This window comes from Enterobacter sp. DSM 30060 (genome assembly GCF_013375955.1).
Classification (GTDB): domain Bacteria; phylum Pseudomonadota; class Gammaproteobacteria; order Enterobacterales; family Enterobacteriaceae; genus Enterobacter; species Enterobacter intestinihominis.
Genome location: NZ_CP056118.1, coordinates 2,720,423 through 2,739,764 on the forward strand (window position 1 = coordinate 2,720,423; position 19,342 = coordinate 2,739,764).

A 19,342-nucleotide genomic window follows, 5' to 3' on the forward strand; every position below is an offset into this window, starting at 1 on the left:
TAAAATTTATGGTACGGATGCAGGGTTTTGACTAAATGATTGATATAAAATGACTTTTTACTTTGCGGTGGGTGTTTGCTGATTGTTATATATTAGTCTTGTGATGTATTTCTGGTTGTTTTTTTGCTCGGTTTTTTGTTTGATACTGGTTCATATTCACCTAAATATATAAGTAATGTAATAATGTTCTATTCGATAAGTTAACGAGGGGCTTACGCCCCTTTTCTTATGGGTTGTCAATTTTTGAATAGCGTAGCAATTCGATGTACTGCTGTAGCTCAACAGGGGAGGCGGCATTCTTGCTGTATGTTTTGAAACTCTCCGTTTCTCCTCTCGAATGTCCCAGAAGAAGGGCTATGCGATCTTCTGGGACGGGGTTTAACTTATCTCGACCAACCCCGCCCCTATCCAGAGTTTGAGCAACGAGATGCCTGATCGAGTGAAACACCTTGTTTTCCTGCCCTGGGAGAATGTCGCGTTTAAGTCGTCCAAAGCGGTTTACATGCCACGAGGAGCGCTTGCCGTCCTCTCTCTTGGTCACACTTGCACGGTAGAATAAAAAACCGTTGTGCGGCTTCTGGCAGCGTTCCAGAACCATTGTTCTAATCGCACTATGAAGTGGAACCAACCGCGCCGCATTGCGTGTCTTACCCTCCGTAACCTCGAAACATAGCACCCCCTCTACTTCACAGATATTGTCTGATTTTAAACTGGCTATTTCATTAATGCGCATCCCGCTATAAGCGGCGATAGTGGTCACATCCCTTAGCTCGTCCTCTCCTAACTTGTTAAACGCGCTAATGAGCTTCGTAATATCCTCTTCCGTGAATGCCTCGTAACTCTGGCGGCTCTGCGCTGTGTTGAGTTTATGCCCCCTGAACACGTTACTTTCCAGCGGTGGGGCGTCCTGGTATCGGGAAGAGGCAAGATCGAAAATGTTTGCCATTGCTGATAGATAGTTAGCCACTGTCTGGACTGCCTTTGTCTCTCTGAGATGATCAAGCCAGCCTGTAACGGTGGTACGGTTGATATCGTTAAGTTCCACATCCTTCTTTCGCAGGTAATTCAGGAATAGTTCTACGGCTTTCCTGGTCTTGCTTAATGTTCCCATTTTCAGGCGATCAGCGTTATGCATAAGGTAGATCTCTAACATCTTAATCAGAGAAGGGCATTGGTAGATAATCGGCGCTGATGCTTTCGGGGCAGCTTTCGCGTACTTAGCCACGCTCTTTAAATAGCTGATCGTGTCCTGCAAGCTGTCCGGTTTTGGAGGCTCTGCAATTTGCCTGATGTGGTGAAATTCATCGGCTATAACATCACGCTTCCTACGAGCCACACGAAGATCGGAAGTTTTCAGACTACGGACGAGAGTTTTTCTTCCACCAAATGCATTACGGAGCCATACAGGAATTGAGATCCTGACGTAATAAACTCCGTAACTATCGGAAATGATGTATTGATCCGGCTTGTATTTCATTTTCCACCCCGTTAAAGTTGAGGGGCGTTTATCATGTGCAGGGTGAATGCCAGATTATCAGCGTGCGTAAAAATCGTTAAATCAGGTAGTTGCGAAGGTCGTAGAAGAAGACCCGAACACAAGATTTATCGCGTGTTACACTCCTATTATCGGCACCATTTCAAGCTCTTCCCAGGTCTACCGAAATCAACTAAAAGCCCGTATACTGCGGTTTCTGGCCCGTATCTTATCTCCTGTTATCAACTGTGCTCAACCGAAATCAAGTTACAGTTGGGGGCATAAGTGGGGGCATTCTGTGTTCGGTCCAGGGAGATGCCCCCAATGAAGCTAAATGCACGACAGGTAGACGCCGCTAAACCCAGAGAGAAGGCCTACAAGCTGGCAGATGGTGCTGGTTTGTATCTTGAGGTTGTTCCCTCTGGTTCCAGATACTGGCGGATGAAGTATCGCTTCAATGGAAAAGAGAAGCGTATGGCTTTTGGTGTCTATCCAGCAGTGTCCCTTGCACAAGCGAGGGCACTACGTGATGAAGCCAAGAAAAAGCTGGCTGAGGGCATCGATCCGTCTTTCGCTAAGAAAGAAGAAAAGCTGGTTCGCGATGTGCAGCTCAACAACACGTTTCAGGCTGTGGCGCTTGAATGGCACGGAACGAAGGTGAGCCGGTGGTCAGAAGGCTATGCCTCCGACATTATCGAAGCCTTCAATAAAGATATTTTCCCTTATATTGGCCAACTGCCGGTGAATGACATCAAGCCTTTGGTTCTGCTGAATGTGCTGCGTCGAATGGAAAGCCGTGGCGCAACAGAGAAGGCCAAGAAGGTTCGCCAGCGCTGCAGCGAAGTTTTTCGTTATGCCATCGTTACCGGCCGCGCGGAATACAATCCTGCGGCAGATCTAACCAGCGCGATGTCAGGACATGAATCAAAGCATTATCCCTTCCTTACCGTTGAGGAGCTACCAGACTTCTTTAAAGCTCTCGCAGGCTATACAGGAAGCCCGTTAGTTGTTCTTGCCGCTCATCTGCTGATCCTTACGGGAGTTCGCACCGGTGAGCTTCGAGGTGCTTTCTGGAGTGAGTTTGATCTTGAAAAAGCGGTGTGGGAAATACCTGCAGAGCGTATGAAGATGAAACGGCCTCACTTGGTGCCCCTCTCTACCCAAGCGCTAGAGATCGTACAGCAGCTCAAAGTGATGTCTGGGCAATATCCTCTGGTGTTTCCTGGAAGGAATGACCCCCGTAAAACGATGAGCGAAGCGAGTATAAATCAGGTGTTCAAGCGGATTGGATATACGGGGAGGGTGACGGGGCATGGTTTCCGCCACACGATGAGTACGATTTTGCATGAAGAAGGGTTCAATACGGCGTGGATTGAAACCCAGCTTGCGCATGTCGATAAGAACGCGATTCGTGGGACGTACAACCATGCTTTATATCTGGAAGGAAGGAGGAAGATGATGCAGTGGTACGGGGAATGTATTGAAAGTATGTTTGAAAGAAAAGTAGCCGTTAAGTTGCAGGCTAATACAAAGGAGCGGTATTGAGCTAGATTGTTCCTTCTAAGCATTCTGCAATGTGACGGTTGCTAAGGAAGCTATAAAGCAAACCGCATAATGCATGATATGCAGATATGATTCGTCGTGATGTTCTTCACGATGTCGCGTTCAACATTAGATTTAGTATGGAATTATGCTTGCGTATTTTTTATACTTTCTTCAAAATTATCCATAATTTTCATGTTGTTCAGATTATATCCTGAACCAGAACTGCAAGGTAGCAAGCCGAATGAGTATAGGAAAATCCTCCCAACCAAAGTCCAGCGCGCCTGGCCAATATTTGGGATTTGCGCTTCAACCTGTTCGCCTCTGCTACCATCTTCTCAACTGTTCTGATGATGCATGTGTATCGCTCGAGTATCTTGACGACGTAGCCGTACATTATCCTGATGGCCGGATTATAATGGAGCAGACTAAAAGTGCTTTAACACATAACCCTTTATCAGACTGGTCGGAGGATTTCTGGAAGACAATTTCTAACTGGATCGACATAGTGACAGTAAATGATATATGTCTTAGCAAAGTAAGTTTTCGCTACTATGTTACACCTGCAAAAAATATAGGTACAATTTGTTCGCTATTTCATAATTCCAAAAATGATGACGATATTAAAAAATTAATGTTTTTTTGCAGAGTGAACTGAAAAAATTAAAATCAGAACCTGCATGTATGAAATATATTTCTCGGTTTCTTAATGCTACACAAGAACAACAAAAAGCAATAATTGCAAATTTAGTTATAGAGAATGACAGAATAGATCCGCTTGATTCAATTCGTAAGTGTTTAAAACCTACAATTGCAGAAGAAGTAATTGAACTAACTTGCCGGTATGCGATAGGAATGGCAAAAGAAAAAGCGGATGGACTTATCCGTAATAAACAAAATGCAGTTATATCTGTGCAGGAATTTAGAAGGGTGTTTATAAATTTTGTACAGAAAAATAATATTCCTGGATACCTTCAGCCACTCAGTACAGAAATTAATAATTCTGATGCTGAAGCATTGCTCAAACGGGCCCCCACGTTTATAAAACAGCTAAAACTGATAGAACTTCGTCAAGATCGTCAGCTTAGGGCTGTCAGTGATCTATTAAAGACGGACGCTAACATAACCATGTGGGCCGAAAATGGACTAATTTTTGAGCAAAATATTTCTGAATGGCATAATTCATTATTAAGACAGTACGATGCAATATGCGATGATATTGAGGTTTGCCACTCCGACAAGACTGAAATAAGCAGAGGTAAAGTTATTTATAGCCGTTGTTCTGCTACAAAAGTATCCTTCGATAATAAGATAGTCCCTGAATATTTTACTAATGGAGGTTTCAATCTTCTGGCTGACGATCTCCGTTTAGGATGGCATCCGAATTATATAGAGCTTCTCGATAAGGATGAATAGTGAGAATCGAACTGAGAACGCCCGAGCTGAATGATGCAGCTTTAGTACAAAATAGTGCTTTGGGAGCCTTTTTTTTATGGGTATTTTGTCGGTATTATCAACAATACAAGAAGGAGTCTCCAACTATTACTATCAGTTTTCTTGTTTTACCGCTTATTTTACATAAAGCTACTGTTACACTAATTTGTAGCACCCAAAAGGCCTCAGGTATACATCTCTTTGCAGGGAAAATACAGAAAAAAAAGGAAGCAATATTTACTATTCATGAAAGAACGCTTCAGTTGCGATCACTTACATTTGAATCTTTAAGTGTTGCTGAAGACGCTGGATTAATAGAAATTGACGTTAAAACAGCCACATTAAGGGTTAGATGTGATGGTTCAGAGGTTGATTTACCATTGCTCTCTGACGAGTTGAAAAAAATTCATGCTTGCTGTGATAAATTAGCATTTTGGTTCTCTGAAGTTTCGGATCAACAAATTGCGAAAACATTGATGGTGGATTTCTGATGTATTTCCAAATAAGAAAATTGATACTTTGGCCTAAAACAAATCAACAACCACGGGTTGTAAAATTTGAACCCGGAAAAGTTAATATTATCAGCGGTGCATCAAAAACAGGTAAGTCGGCTGTTATCCCTATTATTGATTATTGTCTATGTTCTGATAAGTGTGCCATTCCAGTTGGTGTCATTCGAGAATCATGTTCATGGTTTGGTATACTGATTGATACGGCTGAAGGTCCAAAATTACTGGCACGTAAAGAACCTGGTAATCAGCAAGGGACTAGTGAAATGTATATAGAAGAAGGTGATGGAATAATTATACCTTCATTAGCTCCTCAGAAAAATAGTACAATGACACATGTGAAAGGAATCTTGGATCGTTTGGCAGGTTTATCAGATTTAGCATTTGAACCAACTGGACATGATAATTTTCGCAGTCGTCCAAGTTTTCGTGACTTAATGGCATTTATTTTTCAGCCACAAAATATAATAGCAAATCCAGATGTTTTATTCTTTAAAGCAGACACTACAGAGCATAGAGAAAAACTTAAGACTATATTTCCGTATGTATTGGGGGCTATTAGCCCCTTGGTTCTTCAGGCAAGACATGAATTAGATAGAGTTACTCGCCAATTACGTCGTAAAGAAACAGAACTTAAAACACGTAAAGCCTCAGGAGATGCCTGGCAACGCGAAAGTCGGATTTGGTTGTCACTTGCTATCGAATACGGGCTTTTACCCGTAGAACAGTCTATTCCTGACGAGTGGCCTGCAACTTTAAAACTTTTGAAGTCAATCCTTGAAAAGGATATTAAAATTACTCAGCCTTCTTTAAGGTCAACACAATACGTTATCACTGAATTAAAGAAATTGAGAGAAAGAGAAACAAATAATATTACACAAATTAATAAGATTAGAAGCCAGCTTATAGAAATTGAGAGACTTAACGATAGTAGTGATTTGTATAAAAAAGCTCTTGAAGTAAAAAGAGAACGTCTTAGTTTATCCACATGGATTCGTGAACAACATGCTAAAGCTAAAATAATTGAGCCGTTAAGTGAAGTACGAAGTTCAGAAAAAATTAGGCAGCTTTGTCTTGCACTTGAAGGTATTGAATTGCAGTTACGTTCCTATCCACAGGTTAACCATTCTTTGGATAAAGAAACTTTACATCTTCGCTCACAATTAAATGAGTTTACGAAAGAATTAACGTCTATAAGGCAAGAAATACGAGCGTTAGAGAAACAGTCAGAAGAAGTAAAAAAATATAATACTCAAGGGGAATTGATCTCCCGTTTTATTGGTAGATTGGAAGAAGCTTTACGCTTGTATCAAAGTACAGATGTGTTAACTAAATTAATAAGTGAAATTAAAGAATTACAGTCAGAGCAGAATAAGTTATTAAAAATAGTATCGGAGAAAGAAATTTCACGTAAGCTTGATATAGTGCTTGATAAAATTCAACGAGCAACTGGGAAATTGTTACCCCATCTAGATGGGGAGTGGCCAGACTCACCTGTCAGGTTAATTATTAATGATTTAACTGTAAAAGTTAGTAGAGGGCAGCGAGATGATTATCTTTGGGAAACTGGTAGTGGGGCAAACTGGTTAGCTTACCATATTGCTACAACATTAGCTTTGCAATGGGTGTTTACGAGAAATCCTCAGCATCCTGTACCAAGCTTGCTCATTTATGACCAGCCAAGTCAAGTATATTTCCCTGTAAGGCAAGCAGGAATTATAGACAACGAAAATAATGAGCCAGAATGGCAAAACGAGGATATTGTTGCTGTTCGTAAAGTATTTAAAGTTTTAAATAAATTTATATCTTCTACTAAAGGTATATTTCAGTTTATTGTACTAGACCATGCTAATGAAGAAGTTTGGAGTAATCTGGAGAACATCCATTTAGTTGAGGAATGGCGTGGTGCAGCGTTGATTCCATATGATTGGATTGCTCGTGATTAATTGTTTTTATTGTCCATGACAGTATTGTTTTTTTGTTTCAAGTATATGTTGGTAAATATATCTTTCCCTCACTGGTAGGTGAGGGAAAGAATGTTAAAGTAATTTGAGCTGAATCGATAATTAAAAGCTTTTGAAGTTTTTATTTTTTGTGTTGTATTCTTTAAAGCCTTTATTCCTATTTTTTTGGGGGGTACTGGGATATAACAATTGGAAAACATTAATGTTCTCAGTTGGGACTCGGAAACATTCTTACAATCAATGATAATAATGAATTTAACCATTCTAATTAGTGCTTTTTTCGCTATCGGGAATTATTTTATCCAGAATGTGGTATTGATTTTACCAAATTATTAATCCGCATGAAAATGCCACTTGGAGTATCCTGCCCGCGCAGCAACATCCTCTATCTTCAGCGGCTTATGTAAGTTTGAATCAATCCATTGAGTTATCTCATCGATGATGCCTTCTGTTCTGAACATAAATCGACGCTCACTTTAAGAGGGCTGTGACACATCCTGTTCGCGATGCTAATGATTATTTATAGATTTCAGCAACCCCGTGCAGCCGGTTATTCCCTGTGGTTGACAGAATTTTGAATGATGTTGCTCCTTGCTCATCAGCCTTACGAGAGAGCGCATCCGATAACTCATCAAGCGTATAGGCATTGCTGGCTGAGACTACACCGAGCTTTTCTTTCCCATCTGCATGGTTAATTTCCTGAGCAGCAGATGCGGCATTCACTGTAATAAATCCCATGACCAATGAAGTAATAAGTAGTGATTTCATATCTAATACCTCTTTTAAAATTTATGTTTGAAACTGGACTCGTATCAGGGGAACTCGCCCACCTATGTGCATTCAAATATACAGACCTAAGCTGTCATGAGACTGACCGCTATATGACAAAATTGTCAGGGTTGTCGATTGGTTAGTTTTTTTGAATACAAATTCAGCTCGTTAATAATGCAGTCAGGTTCTTCACGCAGAGGCATATTGTCTATGTCCAGAACCCCATCATTTTTTTGTGGATCATCAGCCTGCAGGTCTGCAAACAGTGGGGTAAGATCCTGCTGTGCTTCACCTCGTTCAGCCACCAGCTCGAACGTTTTATTTTTTGCCTCGTCGTGGGTCAGGGCACTGACCAGAACCTGGGCGATTTGCTCCCGGGATATCACACCATCTTCCGGTGTTCCCGTATGGCGACGATCCCCCTGAAGCATAACGATTCGGTGTTCATCATCATTGTTGTAATCAAACCAGCCGGGCCTGACGATGGTATAGGGGTGACCAGTGGCCCTGACCAGACGCTCGGCACGTCTTTTCCAGTCATGAACCTCAGTGCGTTGATTCCAGGTGCTGAGTCGTTCAGTCACGCCAATCGTGGTCATCAGGCTGATACGAACAGATACATCCCTGAATATTCGTAAAATATTGCGCACTCCGCCATAATCTATCGCCCTGGCACCAATACGACCCTGACCATCGGAACCGAGAGTGAAGATGATGGCATCGATATCTTTCGGTAATTCGGTGAGTGTTTCAGGCAATGAAACATCGCCGTAAAAAATATCTGTTCCCCGAGGAAGCGATTTCACTTTGCGCTTATTTCGGATCAGCGCTACAGGCTGATGGCCCATTTTGATAGCGGTATTGACGACATGAAGGCCAATACTTCCTGTCGCCCCTGCAACGAGTATTTTCATGATAAACCTACTGATAATTCAGACTTATTTTCGATACGGTCAGAATATCAATTATCATTAATGTCAGTAATGGGGCTAAAATGATTGTGTCTATGAACACCCTTCATGAGTGTGCGATGAAGGGAATGCCTCCATAAGGAAATCGCCGATGCTCAAAGAAAATTTCAACGAACTGCAAATCTTTCTTGTGGTGGCGAGGGAGCGAAGTTTTACCAAAGCAGCGGGCAAACTGGGCGTTTCTCAGTCTGCACTCAGCCACGCGATGAAGGCCCTGGAGGAAAGGCTAAATATCCGCCTCTTGACCCGCACGACCCGAAGCGTTGCCCCTACGGAAGCCGGTGAGAGAATTATTGCCTGCCTTGAACCCCGTATTGCCGATCTTGAGCAGGAGCTGGAATCGTTGGTTCAGATGAACGGCACCGCCTCTGGCAATATTCGTTTATCAGCCGGGGAGCATGCCGCGCGAAGTCTGGTATGGCCGAAGCTAAAACCCTTCCTCAGGGAATATCCGGAAATTAATCTCGAACTGGTGGTTGATAACGGCTTTGTCGATATTGTTGAGGGGCGTTTTGATGCCGGGATCCGCTTGGGCGAAAGCGTGGATAAGGACATGATTGCGGTAAGAATTGGGCCGGACATGAGAATGGCCGTAGTGGGAGCACCGTCTTATTTCGCTGCAAATCCTGCACCTGAAACGCCGCACGAACTACAAAATCACCGGTGCATCAATATGCGCCTGCCGACAGCCGGTGGACTTTACCACTGGGAGTTTGAGAAGGAAGGGAAACCGTTGCGGGTCAGAGTGGAGGGGCAGGTAACCTTTAATCTGCAGGCGGAAAGGATTGATGCGGTGTTATCCGGTTTTGGCATCGCCTGCATACCTGAAGACAGGGTGCAGGATTATATAAAGTCAGGAGAGCTTATTCAGGTTTTGCAGGAGTGGTGCCCATCTTTTCCCGGATATTACCTCTACTACCCGAGCCGCAAGCAGCATCCGCCTGCTTTTGCGCTGATGATCGATGCACTTCGCTACCAGGAATAACGGGTCCGCCAATTGCAGCGGACCCGTCCGGGTATTAACGGCCTACGCGAGCCTGGTGCTCAGGAGAGTAACGTTCGCCGACGATTTTAATCGTTTCAAGCGCCTGGGTTATCTGTCGCGAGTCATCCTGAGAAAGGATGATGTCGGCGGCCCCCAGGTTTTCCTCCAGCCGGTGCAGTTTCGTAGTTCCAGGGATAGGAACAATCCACGGCTTTTGTGCCAGCAGCCATGCCAGCGCAATTTGCGCAGACGTCACGCCTTTCTCTGCCGCCAGTTCACCCAGCAATAAGACCAGCTTTTCATTGGCTTCAATCGCCTGCCCGGCGAAACGCGGCACGGTGCTGCGGTAATCATCCTTGCCAAAAGTGGTTCCTGGCTTAATCGATCCCGTCAGGAATCCTTTGCCTAATGGGCTGAAGGGTACAAAACCAATACCCAGTTCCTCCAGTAACGGCAGGATCTCCTGCTCAGGCTCGCGCCACCACATTGAGTATTCGCTTTGTAGGGCCGTGACAGGTTGTACGGCATGCGCACGACGAATGGTTTGCGCACCCGCTTCGGACAGACCGAAATGTTTAACTTTGCCTTCAGCTATCAGGTCTTTTACCGTACCCGCAACATCTTCAATCGGGACATCCGGATCGACACGGTGTTGATACAGCAGGTCAATGACATCAGTCTTAAGACGGCGTAATGATCCTTCCACAGCTTCACGGATATGCTCCGGACGGCTGTTTAAAATCTGCTGCTTGTTGTCGTCGCCAAAAGTAAAACCAAACTTAGTGGCGATGACCACGCGGTCACGAAACGGTTTTAAGGCTTCGCCGACAACTTCTTCATTGAGGAAGGGGCCATATACTTCAGCGGTATCGAAGAAGGTGACGCCACGTTCAACCGCTGCGCGAATGAGCTCGATAGCCTGTCGGGTATCGGTCGCCGGGCCGTAGCCGTGGCTTAAGCCCATGCAACCGAGCCCAAGCGCGGAGACTTCGAGTCGGGATTTACCCAGATAACGTTTTTGCATTGAGTGAATACCTCTATTATCGCGACTTAAACATCAAGTTTGCGGCCGGTCAGCCATTCCACCATCGCCGGGTCGCGGTGAGAGAAGAAGGCGCTGGTTGCAGTGTCGAGGGCGGCAATCTGCAGCATATCTTCAGAGCTGAGTTCAAAATCGAGAATGTTGATGTTCTCTTCCATGCGTTCTTTGCGCACCGATTTCGCCAGCGAAACGATGCCTCGCTGGAAGATCCAGCGCAGCACAACCTGGCCCACGCTTTTGCCGTACTTCTGACCAATTGCCGTTAACACGGGGTGCTGGAACAGGCCATTTTTACCCTCAGCAAACGGTGCCCAGGCTTCCGGCTGAATGCCATGGCTTTGATTCCATGGAACGGCATGCAGCTGCTGGTTGAAGGGGTTAACTTCAATCTGGTTCACCGCAGGGGCAACCTTGTTGAAGGCGATAAGGTCGGCCAGTCGGTCAGGATGGAAATTGCTGACACCAATGGCGCGAATTTTGCCTGCCTGTTGCAGTTCTTCCATAGCACGCCATGCCCCATGGACATCGCCGTAAGGCTGGTGAATCAGATACAGGTCGACGTAATCAAGTTGCAGACGATTCAGGGAGCGTTCGAACTGGGCTTTAGCGCCTTCGTAATGGGTATCCTGTAGCCACAGTTTGGTTGTTACAAAGAGTTCGTTACGCGCGATACCGGTCTGTTTCAGTGCGTTTCCGACCTGGGTTTCATTCTGGTAAGACGCAGCGGTATCGATCAGGCGGTATCCCGTATCGATGGCGTCAATCACAGCTCTTTCACATTCAGCAGCATCTGTCATCTGGAAGACACCAAAGCCCAGCAAGGGCATTTCAATACCGTTGTTCAGTTTTACAGTTTGCATGACGTTATCCTTCAGCTGTTGTCCAGGAAAAGCATAACGCAAAGTGATTTATTCGATTAGGTGGGGTAATTAGCTAGGGTTTATTAGATGTGTTCATTAATTTTTAGGGCCAAGGATTGGCTTTGCGCCAGGAGGGGACTTCTAGCTGTTCTAGAAATTTCTCGTGTCGTGACCACATTTTGTCGACCACTCCAGTGTGAATAATTTTCCAGGCCGAGGTATAATCTTCAATGCCTCTAAATTATCAATAAAACAGTAGGTTGCAACCATGTTAAAAATTACCGGTTTAGACAAGCTACAAAAAGAGTTGAAAGTGGCCCAGTTGGCACTGAGTGAGTTGGATGGAAATTTAGGTACTGTGCATTTTGACCCACAAGATCCAGCCAGTATTGAAAATGCAATTCAAAAGATAAATCAAATAGTTGACGAACGAGTCTCTCAATACTCATCCAATTCGATTATTGGTCCATTGGCCGAGCAAATGAAGCAAGCATATCGTGAAAATTTAATCCAAAAAGCTACAAAGTTCAGAATTAAAAATAACGAGGAAAATTGATGTCAAAAGATATATTTGCAGATATTAATAATGCCGTTCTGGACCTACAGGCTTCACAGGCACAAACCTTTGAACGTCCTTTAAAAAAACTTGCTCAACTTCTGAAACATCCTGATCTTGAGCCTTATAATAAAGAATTAGTTGCAGATCTTGACTTAGAGAGTTTTCTTGAAAAGAGTGCACAATCTGCGAGATCAATGGTCGGAAGTGCAACTCTTGACTGGCCAGAAGATCCCAGAAAAGAGCTAGGCCTAACACTACTTTTAATCTGGAAATTAGGCGCCGATCCTAGCTATGCCGTCCACTTCAGTATTAATTTCTTTTATTCTGGTAAAAGAATCATCAGCAATATTCATGCGCTCACCGGTCAGTTAATCATCCCCTTTATTCGGGACTACAAAAACTACATTCAATCGAAGGGAATTCCCCAGGCCATGTTAACTCCCCCTCTATCTAAGAAAGTATTTATTGTTCATGGTCACGATGAGGGTTCCCGCGAAAAAGTGGCTCGCTTTCTGGAACGCCTTGGTCTGGAAGCAATTATATTGCATGAACAGGCTAATCGGGGTCGAACTGTTATTGAGAAAGTTATTGAATACGGCAACGTGGGATTTGCGGTTGTCCTACTTACCCCTGATGATGAAGGGTGTGTAAAAGGTGGTGCGCTTGAACCCAGAGCACGCCAAAATGTGCTTCTGGAGTTAGGTTTTTTTATTGGTCACCTTGGACGAGATAAAGTCTGCGCCCTTAAAAAAGGGGCAGTAGAAATACCCAGTGATTTCGCCGGTGTTGTTTGGGAACCGATGGATGATAATAATGGATGGAAGCAATCTCTTTCCCGAGAACTCGAGGCTGCTGGCCATGTAATCGACTGGAACAAAGTGATGCGTTAAAGCACCATATAATCGTTATAGGTGCTTACAGGAGGACTGACAGTTTCTGCAGCGAAGGCCATTTCATGGTAATATCGTTGTCAGTCCCTAGCGCCCAGGGGCTCGGAATGAAAAATGCAACTGAGCTCAAAGGTTCGAAGCTTTGCTGGGTTTCACTTTTCTAATTCGTCGCTGATTGAGCTTCAGTTTTCCATCTCCAAGAACATACCGTCCAGAATGTACCGCTAGCCAGAACTGTATTGTGATAATATGGTGGTTGCTCAAAAGTTTGCATAGGCTTTTGCGTAATATTCCATTCCAGGGATAAGGCCCGAGCCCAGCACTGTAAAGGGAAAAATGTTTAAATTCTCCCAATCGCCAACGCCAATAAGACTTCATTTCGGTTTTCGCATGCTCAATGGCATTACAGTTCCATAACTCTCCCCAGCGTCGCACCCATTTGTCATTTAGCAACCAGTTATATGTTAGATGGGACCTTATTGAATCAAAGGGTTGCTGTTGTTGGCCCCCAGCTAACGTAATGACGCATTGAGTTAACTGCGTTTCGGTAATCGAAAAAAATATACCGCGCTCAGAAGCCTCCACAAGCTCCTGCCGAGGAATTTGATCTAAGTGAACAATCAGGACAGATTGGTCCAGATTTACCAAATCAATTTTCTGCTGGTAACGAATACCATGTCCAGACGCTTCAAAATAAAGTTTAATATTCTCTACCAGAATATCTTTTGCCCGAAAAGCTATACAGGATTTTACTGTTTCATGATCGGCAGAACTAGAAAGGCGCAACGAGTACTCTAGGTACTCGCCGAGTGGTTCCCAACGCGCTCCTAACCGAAGGCGACTAGCTTTGTACTCGTGAGATTTTTGATAGGTCTTTAGTAAACATAATCGAGTAATTTTATCCCACATCCACTTAAAAAGGCGTCCAGCTAAACTCCAAGGCATTGATAAGTTCATATATTTCTCCGTATTTTTGGCCCTATGCTTTCATCTTTCTACGAAGAAAAATAAAGATTTTACATATTTTTACTGTCCTTCACCTCTGGCTTACTCCCCGTTAATTAATACATCCGTGATGTTAGTAATAACTTCATTAGTTGTGTAAATAATTGCCAGGTTCCGCGCCTTGCTCACAGCAGACCGTCACGTTCCCATTTTATTTTTTTGATAAACTGATGTTTGTATTGAGCCTTCATGAATGAAGGCTCAATACTAGCTTTCCCTATTGCAGATCTTTTTCCTTCAAAAATTGACTAACCAAATCAGCAATCTGCACATTATTTAAATCAGAGAACGGGAAGTGGGTATTCCCTTTGATTCCCACTTCAGGTAGATGCGTCACCGTCACATCACCGCCATGCTTGTTCACCACGTCGCGCCACTCCCGAGCCATTGCAAGGCGTACGCGCCAGCTGTCCTGCGCGGGCATGGCGACAGGTTTATCCGGTATGTTATCGCCGTAAATAATCAGAATCGGGATTTTGGTCAGAGCCATAAACTGCTCCATCGGAACAGGCTCACCCTTCAGCGTGTCGAACGCGCTTGGCATAGGGGCAGGGAGTTCTTTTTCCGGGAAGACAAAGCTGCTGCCTGGCTCGAAGGCGACAATGGCTTTGACCTTGTCGTTTTTCATCGCCGTGTACCAGCCTGGTCCGCCACCCTGAGAGTGGGTGAAGAGGATAGCGGGGCCGGATTTATCCACGACGGCGGACATCGCATCAGAGATAACATTGATATCAAACGGCCCGGTACTTGGGGTCATCTGACGGAAATACTGATTCAGTGCTTCTTTGTCGTGAGAGAACTGAACGCCCTTAAAATACTCTGGCCACACGCCAACGCGGAACTGGTTGAACCACATCTGTTCATCCGGTTTAGGCGTAACAGTACCTTCTACAGTCGTACGTCCGGCGCTGCCCCGACGCGGCTGATCGACAAGATAGGTTGAGAACCCGCGACGCAGGAAGATGTTCTGGAACCCTTCGCGACCATCTGGAGTACTTTCCCAGGTACGGGAGAACTGACCTGCACCGTGCAGCATGACGATAGGGTATTTATGCGGATTTTCCGGAATTTGGTAGAACACTGAGGCATGATCGCCATGATAAGTTTGGCCAGCAGAATCCAGCGGCTTCTTCGCGTCAAACTTACCCGGGGCAGTGGTGATAGTTCCGCCAGCAGAAAAGCTTCCCTGTTCCTGAATGACCAGCGGCGCTGCGTATACCGACTGAGCCACCAGGCCACTCGCTATCATGCAGACGGACAGTGTTTTTAAAAGTGTCTTCAAGGGTATCTCCTCATATCAATGAATCAGCTGCGTATTGTCTCTAACCAACTTGTTACCGTTTCAGTGGTTCTTCGCTCCTGATCGCATTCAATGACCAGCGGTTTTTCCCGACGCGCAGTTGGGGCGAGACTGGCAAGGATGTCGTCGCTGTCTCCTTTACCGTAGCCACCGTGAGTAATAAAGGGGATGAGTAATTTGCCCGCAAGGTTGTGGCTGCTGAGAAATGCTTGCACTACAGGCGGCACGCTGGTCCCCCAGATCGGAAAGCCTAAATACACGGTCTCGTAGCGTGAGGTATCTGCAACGCTATTTTTTAATGCCGGTTTTACGCCTCGCTCACGCTCATTTTTCGCCTGTTCAACGGTCTGAAAATAGTCTTCCGGATAAGGCGTAGCTGGTTCGATTTCAAACAGATCGGTATTCAGGCAGCGGTGAATGACGCCCGCAATGACTCGTGTATTTCCGCTGCGGGAAAAGTACGCCACCAGAACACGGCTTTTACCCTGCACGTTTGCGGTTCCGGTCGCAGCTGAGGCAAAAGAAACGTTCGCCAGCGTCAGCCCGGCAAGTGCGGTGATTAACATTCTGCGGTTGGGATCATGCTCCATAATCCACTCCTAATTGTTTGCGAGCGCCTGCTGCAGCGCCTTTTCAGCTCGCGTTGCTGCATCACTTTCGCCATGTTCACGCAGAACCTGTGCCAGCTGGCGCAGCTGCGACACCGTCAGGCCGACCCGCATGCTTGCTCGCGTATGCGACAGCAGTTGTGATTCGACGCCCGGCGTGGCCGCTAATGCGCCAACCGTTGCCAGCTCGCGGCTTTGCCAGTCAAGGTTATCACGGGCGAAAATGTCGCCGAAAAGGTGCGTTTGCAGAAACTGGTTAATCACCGGGGCAAAATCAAACAGTGGGCCCTGGACGGGAGCGCCTGAGATTTTTGTCTGGTTTGCGGTACCGACACGGCGAAGCTCATCCCCGACAGGGATCGGGGCAACCGGTTCTTTACCCTCAACGTCTTTGATACCACGTTGTTTACGTGCTTCGACGACCTTCATCAGTTCACTAAGCGCATTCAGGCTACGGGGGAAGCCCGTATAGGCATAAAGCTGGACGAGAATCTCTTTGGTTTCGTTTATCGTGAGCCCTGCGTCAAGACCCTGATTCAGGGCTGCATTCAGCTTATCCATCTGGCTGCTGGCCATCGATGCCGCAATCAACGGGATGGCCTGTTGGCGGGCTGACAGCGTATCTGAAACCTTTTGTTCGTGGTTCATTTCTGAGGCTCCTTTATTGACGGGCGCAGCATGTGCCGCGAGACCAAAACCAAAGGTCAGCAGTACCGCTGCCGTTAATGCTTTAATGGGCGTGGTATTGTTCATCTGTCACTTTCTCCATCCAGTTAACGCTTTTGCCATCCACAATCCCGGTTATCGCCAGATGCGTCATCGCGCTGCCGGGGGCCGCGCCGTGCCAGTGTTTGACGCCCGCCGGGCAAGAGACTACATCTCCGGCGCGAATAACCTGCACCGGCTGGCCTTCTTGTTGGGTGAGCCCAACACCCGAGGTCACAATCAGCCGCTGACCTGCCGGATGCGTATGCCAGGCGGAACGAGTGCCGGGTTCAAACGTGACATAAGCCCCGGAAACAGGGATGTCATTATCCGGTTTGAAGAGAGGATCAACCCTGACACGACCGGTAAAGTTCTCGGCTGGCCCGAACACCGCGTTCTGACTTCCTGCTGGGGCGATATGGACAGCGGGATTTTGTTCCGCTGCCCAGGATGAAAATGTGTAGAAGGGCAGTAACAGCCCGAGGTAACGTAAATGTCCGATCATGCAAAGCGTCCTTATCAATGAAGAGGGGATTGCCTGCGATGATTTTATCGGGAGGGTAATGACGTCAGGCTGACGCCCCCCTGACAATTCTGTCAGCTAACCCCGGTCCCGGCTCAGTATCGGAATGAGCATTGCCCGCCGCTTTATCCGCTTGTAGCGCAAAGGTGAGGCCAAAAGTATTGATGCCTCCTTCACTACGGGCAAAGACATCTCCCCGGTGCATAATGGCGACGGCACGTACGATCGACAGGCCCAGTCCATGATGGGTATCACTCCTGGCCCGGGAGGTGTCAACGCGATAGAACCGCTCGAAAAGCCGGTGTAAGTGCTCTGGTGCTATTGGATCGCCCGGGTTTGACACTTCAACACAGGCTTGATGACCGGTTTCGCTTAACCGCACCGTAACCGTACTGTTGGAGGAGGAGTGTCTTGCGCTGTTTTCCAGTAAATTGGCCAGTGAACGGTGGAACAGTCGTCGGTCGATGTCCGCGGTGACGTCGCCCTGAACATCGAGAGAGAGCTGTTTTTCAGCAAAAGAGGGTTCCACATACTCCGCTGTTTTTAGGGTTTCTTCGCGCAGGGAGACTTGGGTAAGCTGGGATGCATGTTCACCCGCATGGGCATGGGAAAGGAACAGCATGTCGTTAACAATAGACGTCATGCGTTCAAGTTCTTCCAGATTGGAACCCAGTAACTCTTCCAGTTCATCATGTGAACGGCGGCGCGAAAGCCCCAGCTGCGTCTGGCCGATCAGGTTAGTCAGCGGAGTCCGGAGTTCATGCGCAACATCGGCATTAAAGCTTTCGAGCTGCCGCCAGGCGACCTCCTGCCGTTCCAGCACGCCATTAAAAGATGATGCTAACTGCTGTAATTCGTCAGGTAATGCTTCGGTATTCAGGCGCTGACCATGGTCCCCGGGAGCGAGTTGCCGAGCCTGTTTACTGAGCGCCCCAACGGGACGAAGACCGATCCTTGACACGACGTATCCCAGTAAGGCGACAATCACGACGCCCAGTGCGGTAATGATCAGCAATGTCCGCGTGAACGCATCGAGTGTGCCCATATACGGCGTGGAGTCGATGGCAACCACATAGCGCAGCTCAGGCCTTTCACCGTTGGCGGGGATCGTTTTCACTAACAGAAACAGCGAGCATGCACCTTCTGATGCACCTGGTACTTTATTAAAGCCTTCCTGTAAAGAAGACCACTGAACACCCACCGGTGGTGTTCCCCCCATGCTAAAGCGTGGGTTATCGCTTACTATCCAGTAGCGAACGCGCTCACCTTCAGAATTGGTTAATACGGTAAATTTATTGGCAAGCAGTGACCAGCCGTCAGCCGAGGTTCGTGCGGTGATCCACGGACTCATTAATGATTCCCGGAACAACAGCTCGTTGTGCATCTGCTTTTGCAAAGAGTCATGCAAAGAGCCTCTGAGCAGGATACCGATAACGGAAACAATCAGTAGCGCGGATAAGGCAAACATCAGCGCCAGGTGAACGGAGATGGAACGCTTAAGCATACATATCCCCTTCATTATTCTGACCGGACTTCGAGGACATACCCCATGCCACGAACGGTATGTAACAGCTTGATATCGAACGGCGCATCCACTTTGGCCCGAAGTCGTTTAATGGCCACTTCAACCACGTTGGCATCGCTGTCGAAATTCATGTCCCATATCTGCTCAGCTATCATCATTTTTGAAAGAATCTCTCCCTGATGCCGGGCCAGAAGGCTCAACAGGGAAAACTCTTTCGCGGTCAGCTCCAGCCGTGTTCCGGCACGAAATACGCGGCGAGCCAGCAGGTCGAGATGCAGATCGTGAATTTGCAGTTGGGTGATGTCCGCACCATCCGTAGAACGACGACGTACCAGTGCCTGTATACGCGCCACCAGCTCAATCAGCGAGAAGGGCTTGGGCAGATAATCATCCGCGCCAAGACGAAGCCCTTTAACGCGCTCGTCGACCGAGCCGCGAGCCGAAAGCATCAGCACAGGCGTCTGTTTTGCTGCTCGCACCCCCTCGAGTACCCGGTAGCCGTCCATCCCCGGTAGCATCACATCCAGTATTATCGCGTCGTAGTCGAACTCCAGCGCGTAATGAAGACCTTCAGCGCCATCTGCAGAGACATCAACCGTAAACCCGGACTCACCCAGCGCACGGGAGAGATAGGTTGACGTTTTTTCTTCATCTTCGACTAACAACAGGCGCATA

Annotated in this window: 19 protein-coding genes and 1 pseudogene; 7 read left to right on the top strand and 13 right to left on the bottom strand. The window is 46.5% G+C overall.

Annotation, left to right across the window (positions count from 1 at the left end; genetic code table 11):
• Window positions 1–226: 226 nt before the first annotated feature.
• Window positions 227–1,477, bottom strand: a complete 1,251-nt coding sequence (locus HWQ15_RS12940; RefSeq protein WP_045616431.1) for a DUF6538 domain-containing protein — start codon at window positions 1,475–1,477, stop codon at window positions 227–229.
• Between the two features lie 321 nt (window positions 1,478–1,798).
• On the opposite strand from HWQ15_RS12940, the gene HWQ15_RS12945 reads away from it, so the two are divergent.
• The 4 genes from HWQ15_RS12945 to HWQ15_RS12960 all read left to right on the top strand — a co-directional run bounded on the left by HWQ15_RS12945 (window position 1,799) and on the right by HWQ15_RS12960 (window position 6,905).
• A complete protein-coding gene (locus HWQ15_RS12945) occupies window positions 1,799–3,019 on the top strand; it encodes an integrase arm-type DNA-binding domain-containing protein (RefSeq protein ID WP_063149360.1) in 1,221 nt (406 codons plus the stop codon).
• Window positions 3,020–3,700: 681 nt separating this feature from the next.
• Window positions 3,701–4,432, top strand: coding sequence for an ABC-three component system protein (locus HWQ15_RS12950; protein WP_063149361.1), 732 nt, complete (start codon window positions 3,701–3,703; stop codon window positions 4,430–4,432).
• Window positions 4,432–4,941, top strand: coding sequence for a three component ABC system middle component (locus tag HWQ15_RS12955; RefSeq protein ID WP_058668608.1), 510 nt, complete (start codon window positions 4,432–4,434; stop codon window positions 4,939–4,941). The genes HWQ15_RS12950 and HWQ15_RS12955 overlap by 1 nt, the downstream gene beginning before the upstream one ends.
• Window positions 4,941–6,905, top strand: coding sequence for a DUF3732 domain-containing protein (locus HWQ15_RS12960; RefSeq protein ID WP_063149362.1), 1,965 nt, complete (start codon window positions 4,941–4,943; stop codon window positions 6,903–6,905). The genes HWQ15_RS12955 and HWQ15_RS12960 overlap by 1 nt, the downstream gene beginning before the upstream one ends.
• Window positions 6,906–7,270: 365 nt before the next feature.
• Here the strand turns inward: HWQ15_RS12960 and HWQ15_RS23200 are convergent.
• The 3 genes and pseudogenes from HWQ15_RS23200 to HWQ15_RS12970 form a co-directional block, all read right to left on the bottom strand.
• Window positions 7,271–7,384: pseudogene (locus tag HWQ15_RS23200) on the bottom strand (DNA-binding transcriptional regulator RamA); the annotation flags it as partial.
• Between the two features lie 55 nt (window positions 7,385–7,439).
• Window positions 7,440–7,691 carry a DUF1471 domain-containing protein gene (locus tag HWQ15_RS12965; protein ID WP_063149363.1) on the bottom strand — a complete coding sequence of 84 codons (252 nt, stop codon included), beginning with the start codon at window positions 7,689–7,691 and terminating at the stop codon, window positions 7,440–7,442.
• A gap of 125 nt (window positions 7,692–7,816) precedes the next feature.
• Window positions 7,817–8,608: an SDR family oxidoreductase gene (locus HWQ15_RS12970; RefSeq protein WP_063146715.1), complete on the bottom strand. Its 792-nt coding sequence runs from the start codon at window positions 8,606–8,608 to the stop codon at window positions 7,817–7,819.
• Window positions 8,609–8,756: 148 nt separating this feature from the next.
• On the opposite strand from HWQ15_RS12970, the gene HWQ15_RS12975 reads away from it, so the two are divergent.
• Window positions 8,757–9,650 carry a LysR family transcriptional regulator gene (locus HWQ15_RS12975; RefSeq protein WP_063149364.1) on the top strand — a complete coding sequence of 298 codons (894 nt, stop codon included), beginning with the start codon at window positions 8,757–8,759 and terminating at the stop codon, window positions 9,648–9,650.
• A gap of 34 nt (window positions 9,651–9,684) precedes the next feature.
• Here the strand turns inward: HWQ15_RS12975 and HWQ15_RS12980 are convergent, their stop codons facing one another.
• Window positions 9,685–10,674: an aldo/keto reductase gene (locus HWQ15_RS12980; protein WP_063149365.1), complete on the bottom strand. Its 990-nt coding sequence runs from the start codon at window positions 10,672–10,674 to the stop codon at window positions 9,685–9,687.
• A 26-nt stretch (window positions 10,675–10,700) separates the two neighbouring features.
• Window positions 10,701–11,552, bottom strand: coding sequence for an aldo/keto reductase (locus HWQ15_RS12985; RefSeq protein ID WP_063149366.1), 852 nt, complete (start codon window positions 11,550–11,552; stop codon window positions 10,701–10,703).
• Between the two features lie 268 nt (window positions 11,553–11,820).
• Here HWQ15_RS12985 and HWQ15_RS12990 point away from each other — a divergent pair, with 268 nt between their 5' ends.
• Together HWQ15_RS12990 and HWQ15_RS12995 are read left to right on the top strand one after the other, a co-directional pair.
• Window positions 11,821–12,108 (top strand): hypothetical protein, encoded by a 288-nt coding sequence (locus HWQ15_RS12990; RefSeq protein WP_042934169.1) that lies wholly within the window; start codon window positions 11,821–11,823, stop codon window positions 12,106–12,108.
• Window positions 12,108–13,001, top strand: a complete 894-nt coding sequence (locus HWQ15_RS12995; protein WP_063149367.1) for a TIR domain-containing protein — start codon at window positions 12,108–12,110, stop codon at window positions 12,999–13,001. The genes HWQ15_RS12990 and HWQ15_RS12995 overlap by 1 nt, the downstream gene beginning before the upstream one ends.
• Window positions 13,002–13,127: 126 nt before the next feature.
• Here the strand turns inward: HWQ15_RS12995 and HWQ15_RS13000 are convergent, their stop codons facing one another.
• The 7 genes from HWQ15_RS13000 to HWQ15_RS13030 all read right to left on the bottom strand — a co-directional run bounded on the left by HWQ15_RS13000 (window position 13,128) and on the right by HWQ15_RS13030 (window position 19,341).
• The gene (locus tag HWQ15_RS13000) at window positions 13,128–13,958 is read right to left on the bottom strand and encodes a hypothetical protein (RefSeq protein ID WP_063149368.1); all 831 of its coding nucleotides are present in this window, start codon (window positions 13,956–13,958) and stop codon (window positions 13,128–13,130) included.
• Between the two features lie 265 nt (window positions 13,959–14,223).
• The gene (locus HWQ15_RS13005; protein WP_063149369.1) at window positions 14,224–15,288 is read right to left on the bottom strand and encodes an alpha/beta fold hydrolase; all 1,065 of its coding nucleotides are present in this window, start codon (window positions 15,286–15,288) and stop codon (window positions 14,224–14,226) included.
• A 23-nt stretch (window positions 15,289–15,311) separates the two neighbouring features.
• Window positions 15,312–15,896: a flavodoxin gene (locus tag HWQ15_RS13010; RefSeq protein WP_063149370.1), complete on the bottom strand. Its 585-nt coding sequence runs from the start codon at window positions 15,894–15,896 to the stop codon at window positions 15,312–15,314.
• A gap of 9 nt (window positions 15,897–15,905) precedes the next feature.
• Entirely contained in the window at window positions 15,906–16,667 is a 762-nt protein-coding gene (locus HWQ15_RS13015) for a carboxymuconolactone decarboxylase family protein (protein WP_063149371.1), read from the bottom strand.
• Complete coding sequence (locus tag HWQ15_RS13020) at window positions 16,645–17,124, bottom strand: cupin domain-containing protein (RefSeq protein ID WP_063149372.1); 480 nt, start codon at window positions 17,122–17,124, stop codon at window positions 16,645–16,647. The genes HWQ15_RS13015 and HWQ15_RS13020 overlap by 23 nt, the downstream gene beginning before the upstream one ends.
• Window positions 17,125–17,188: 64 nt before the next feature.
• The gene (locus HWQ15_RS13025; RefSeq protein ID WP_063149373.1) at window positions 17,189–18,646 is read right to left on the bottom strand and encodes a heavy metal sensor histidine kinase; all 1,458 of its coding nucleotides are present in this window, start codon (window positions 18,644–18,646) and stop codon (window positions 17,189–17,191) included.
• Between the two features lie 14 nt (window positions 18,647–18,660).
• Window positions 18,661–19,341: a heavy metal response regulator transcription factor gene (locus HWQ15_RS13030; protein WP_063216386.1), complete on the bottom strand. Its 681-nt coding sequence runs from the start codon at window positions 19,339–19,341 to the stop codon at window positions 18,661–18,663.
• Window position 19,342: the final 1 nt, after the last annotated feature.

Coding starts and splice junctions, on each gene's coding strand:
- HWQ15_RS12940 (WP_045616431.1), bottom strand. CDS start 1,477: ATGAAATACAAGCCGGATCAATACATCATTTCCGATAGTTACGGAGTT.
- HWQ15_RS12945 (WP_063149360.1), top strand. CDS start 1,799: ATGAAGCTAAATGCACGACAGGTAGACGCCGCTAAACCCAGAGAGAAG.
- HWQ15_RS12950 (WP_063149361.1), top strand. CDS start 3,701: ATGAAATATATTTCTCGGTTTCTTAATGCTACACAAGAACAACAAAAA.
- HWQ15_RS12960 (WP_063149362.1), top strand. CDS start 4,941: ATGTATTTCCAAATAAGAAAATTGATACTTTGGCCTAAAACAAATCAA.
- HWQ15_RS12965 (WP_063149363.1), bottom strand. CDS start 7,691: ATGAAATCACTACTTATTACTTCATTGGTCATGGGATTTATTACAGTG.
- HWQ15_RS12970 (WP_063146715.1), bottom strand. CDS start 8,608: ATGAAAATACTCGTTGCAGGGGCGACAGGAAGTATTGGCCTTCATGTC.
- HWQ15_RS12975 (WP_063149364.1), top strand. CDS start 8,757: ATGCTCAAAGAAAATTTCAACGAACTGCAAATCTTTCTTGTGGTGGCG.
- HWQ15_RS12980 (WP_063149365.1), bottom strand. CDS start 10,674: ATGCAAAAACGTTATCTGGGTAAATCCCGACTCGAAGTCTCCGCGCTT.
- HWQ15_RS12985 (WP_063149366.1), bottom strand. CDS start 11,552: ATGCAAACTGTAAAACTGAACAACGGTATTGAAATGCCCTTGCTGGGC.
- HWQ15_RS12990 (WP_042934169.1), top strand. CDS start 11,821: ATGTTAAAAATTACCGGTTTAGACAAGCTACAAAAAGAGTTGAAAGTG.
- HWQ15_RS12995 (WP_063149367.1), top strand. CDS start 12,108: ATGTCAAAAGATATATTTGCAGATATTAATAATGCCGTTCTGGACCTA.
- HWQ15_RS13000 (WP_063149368.1), bottom strand. CDS start 13,958: ATGAACTTATCAATGCCTTGGAGTTTAGCTGGACGCCTTTTTAAGTGG.
- HWQ15_RS13010 (WP_063149370.1), bottom strand. CDS start 15,896: ATGGAGCATGATCCCAACCGCAGAATGTTAATCACCGCACTTGCCGGG.
- HWQ15_RS13015 (WP_063149371.1), bottom strand. CDS start 16,667: ATGAACAATACCACGCCCATTAAAGCATTAACGGCAGCGGTACTGCTG.
- HWQ15_RS13020 (WP_063149372.1), bottom strand. CDS start 17,124: ATGATCGGACATTTACGTTACCTCGGGCTGTTACTGCCCTTCTACACA.
- HWQ15_RS13025 (WP_063149373.1), bottom strand. CDS start 18,646: ATGCTTAAGCGTTCCATCTCCGTTCACCTGGCGCTGATGTTTGCCTTA.
- HWQ15_RS13030 (WP_063216386.1), bottom strand. CDS start 19,341: ATGCGCCTGTTGTTAGTCGAAGATGAAGAAAAAACGTCAACCTATCTC.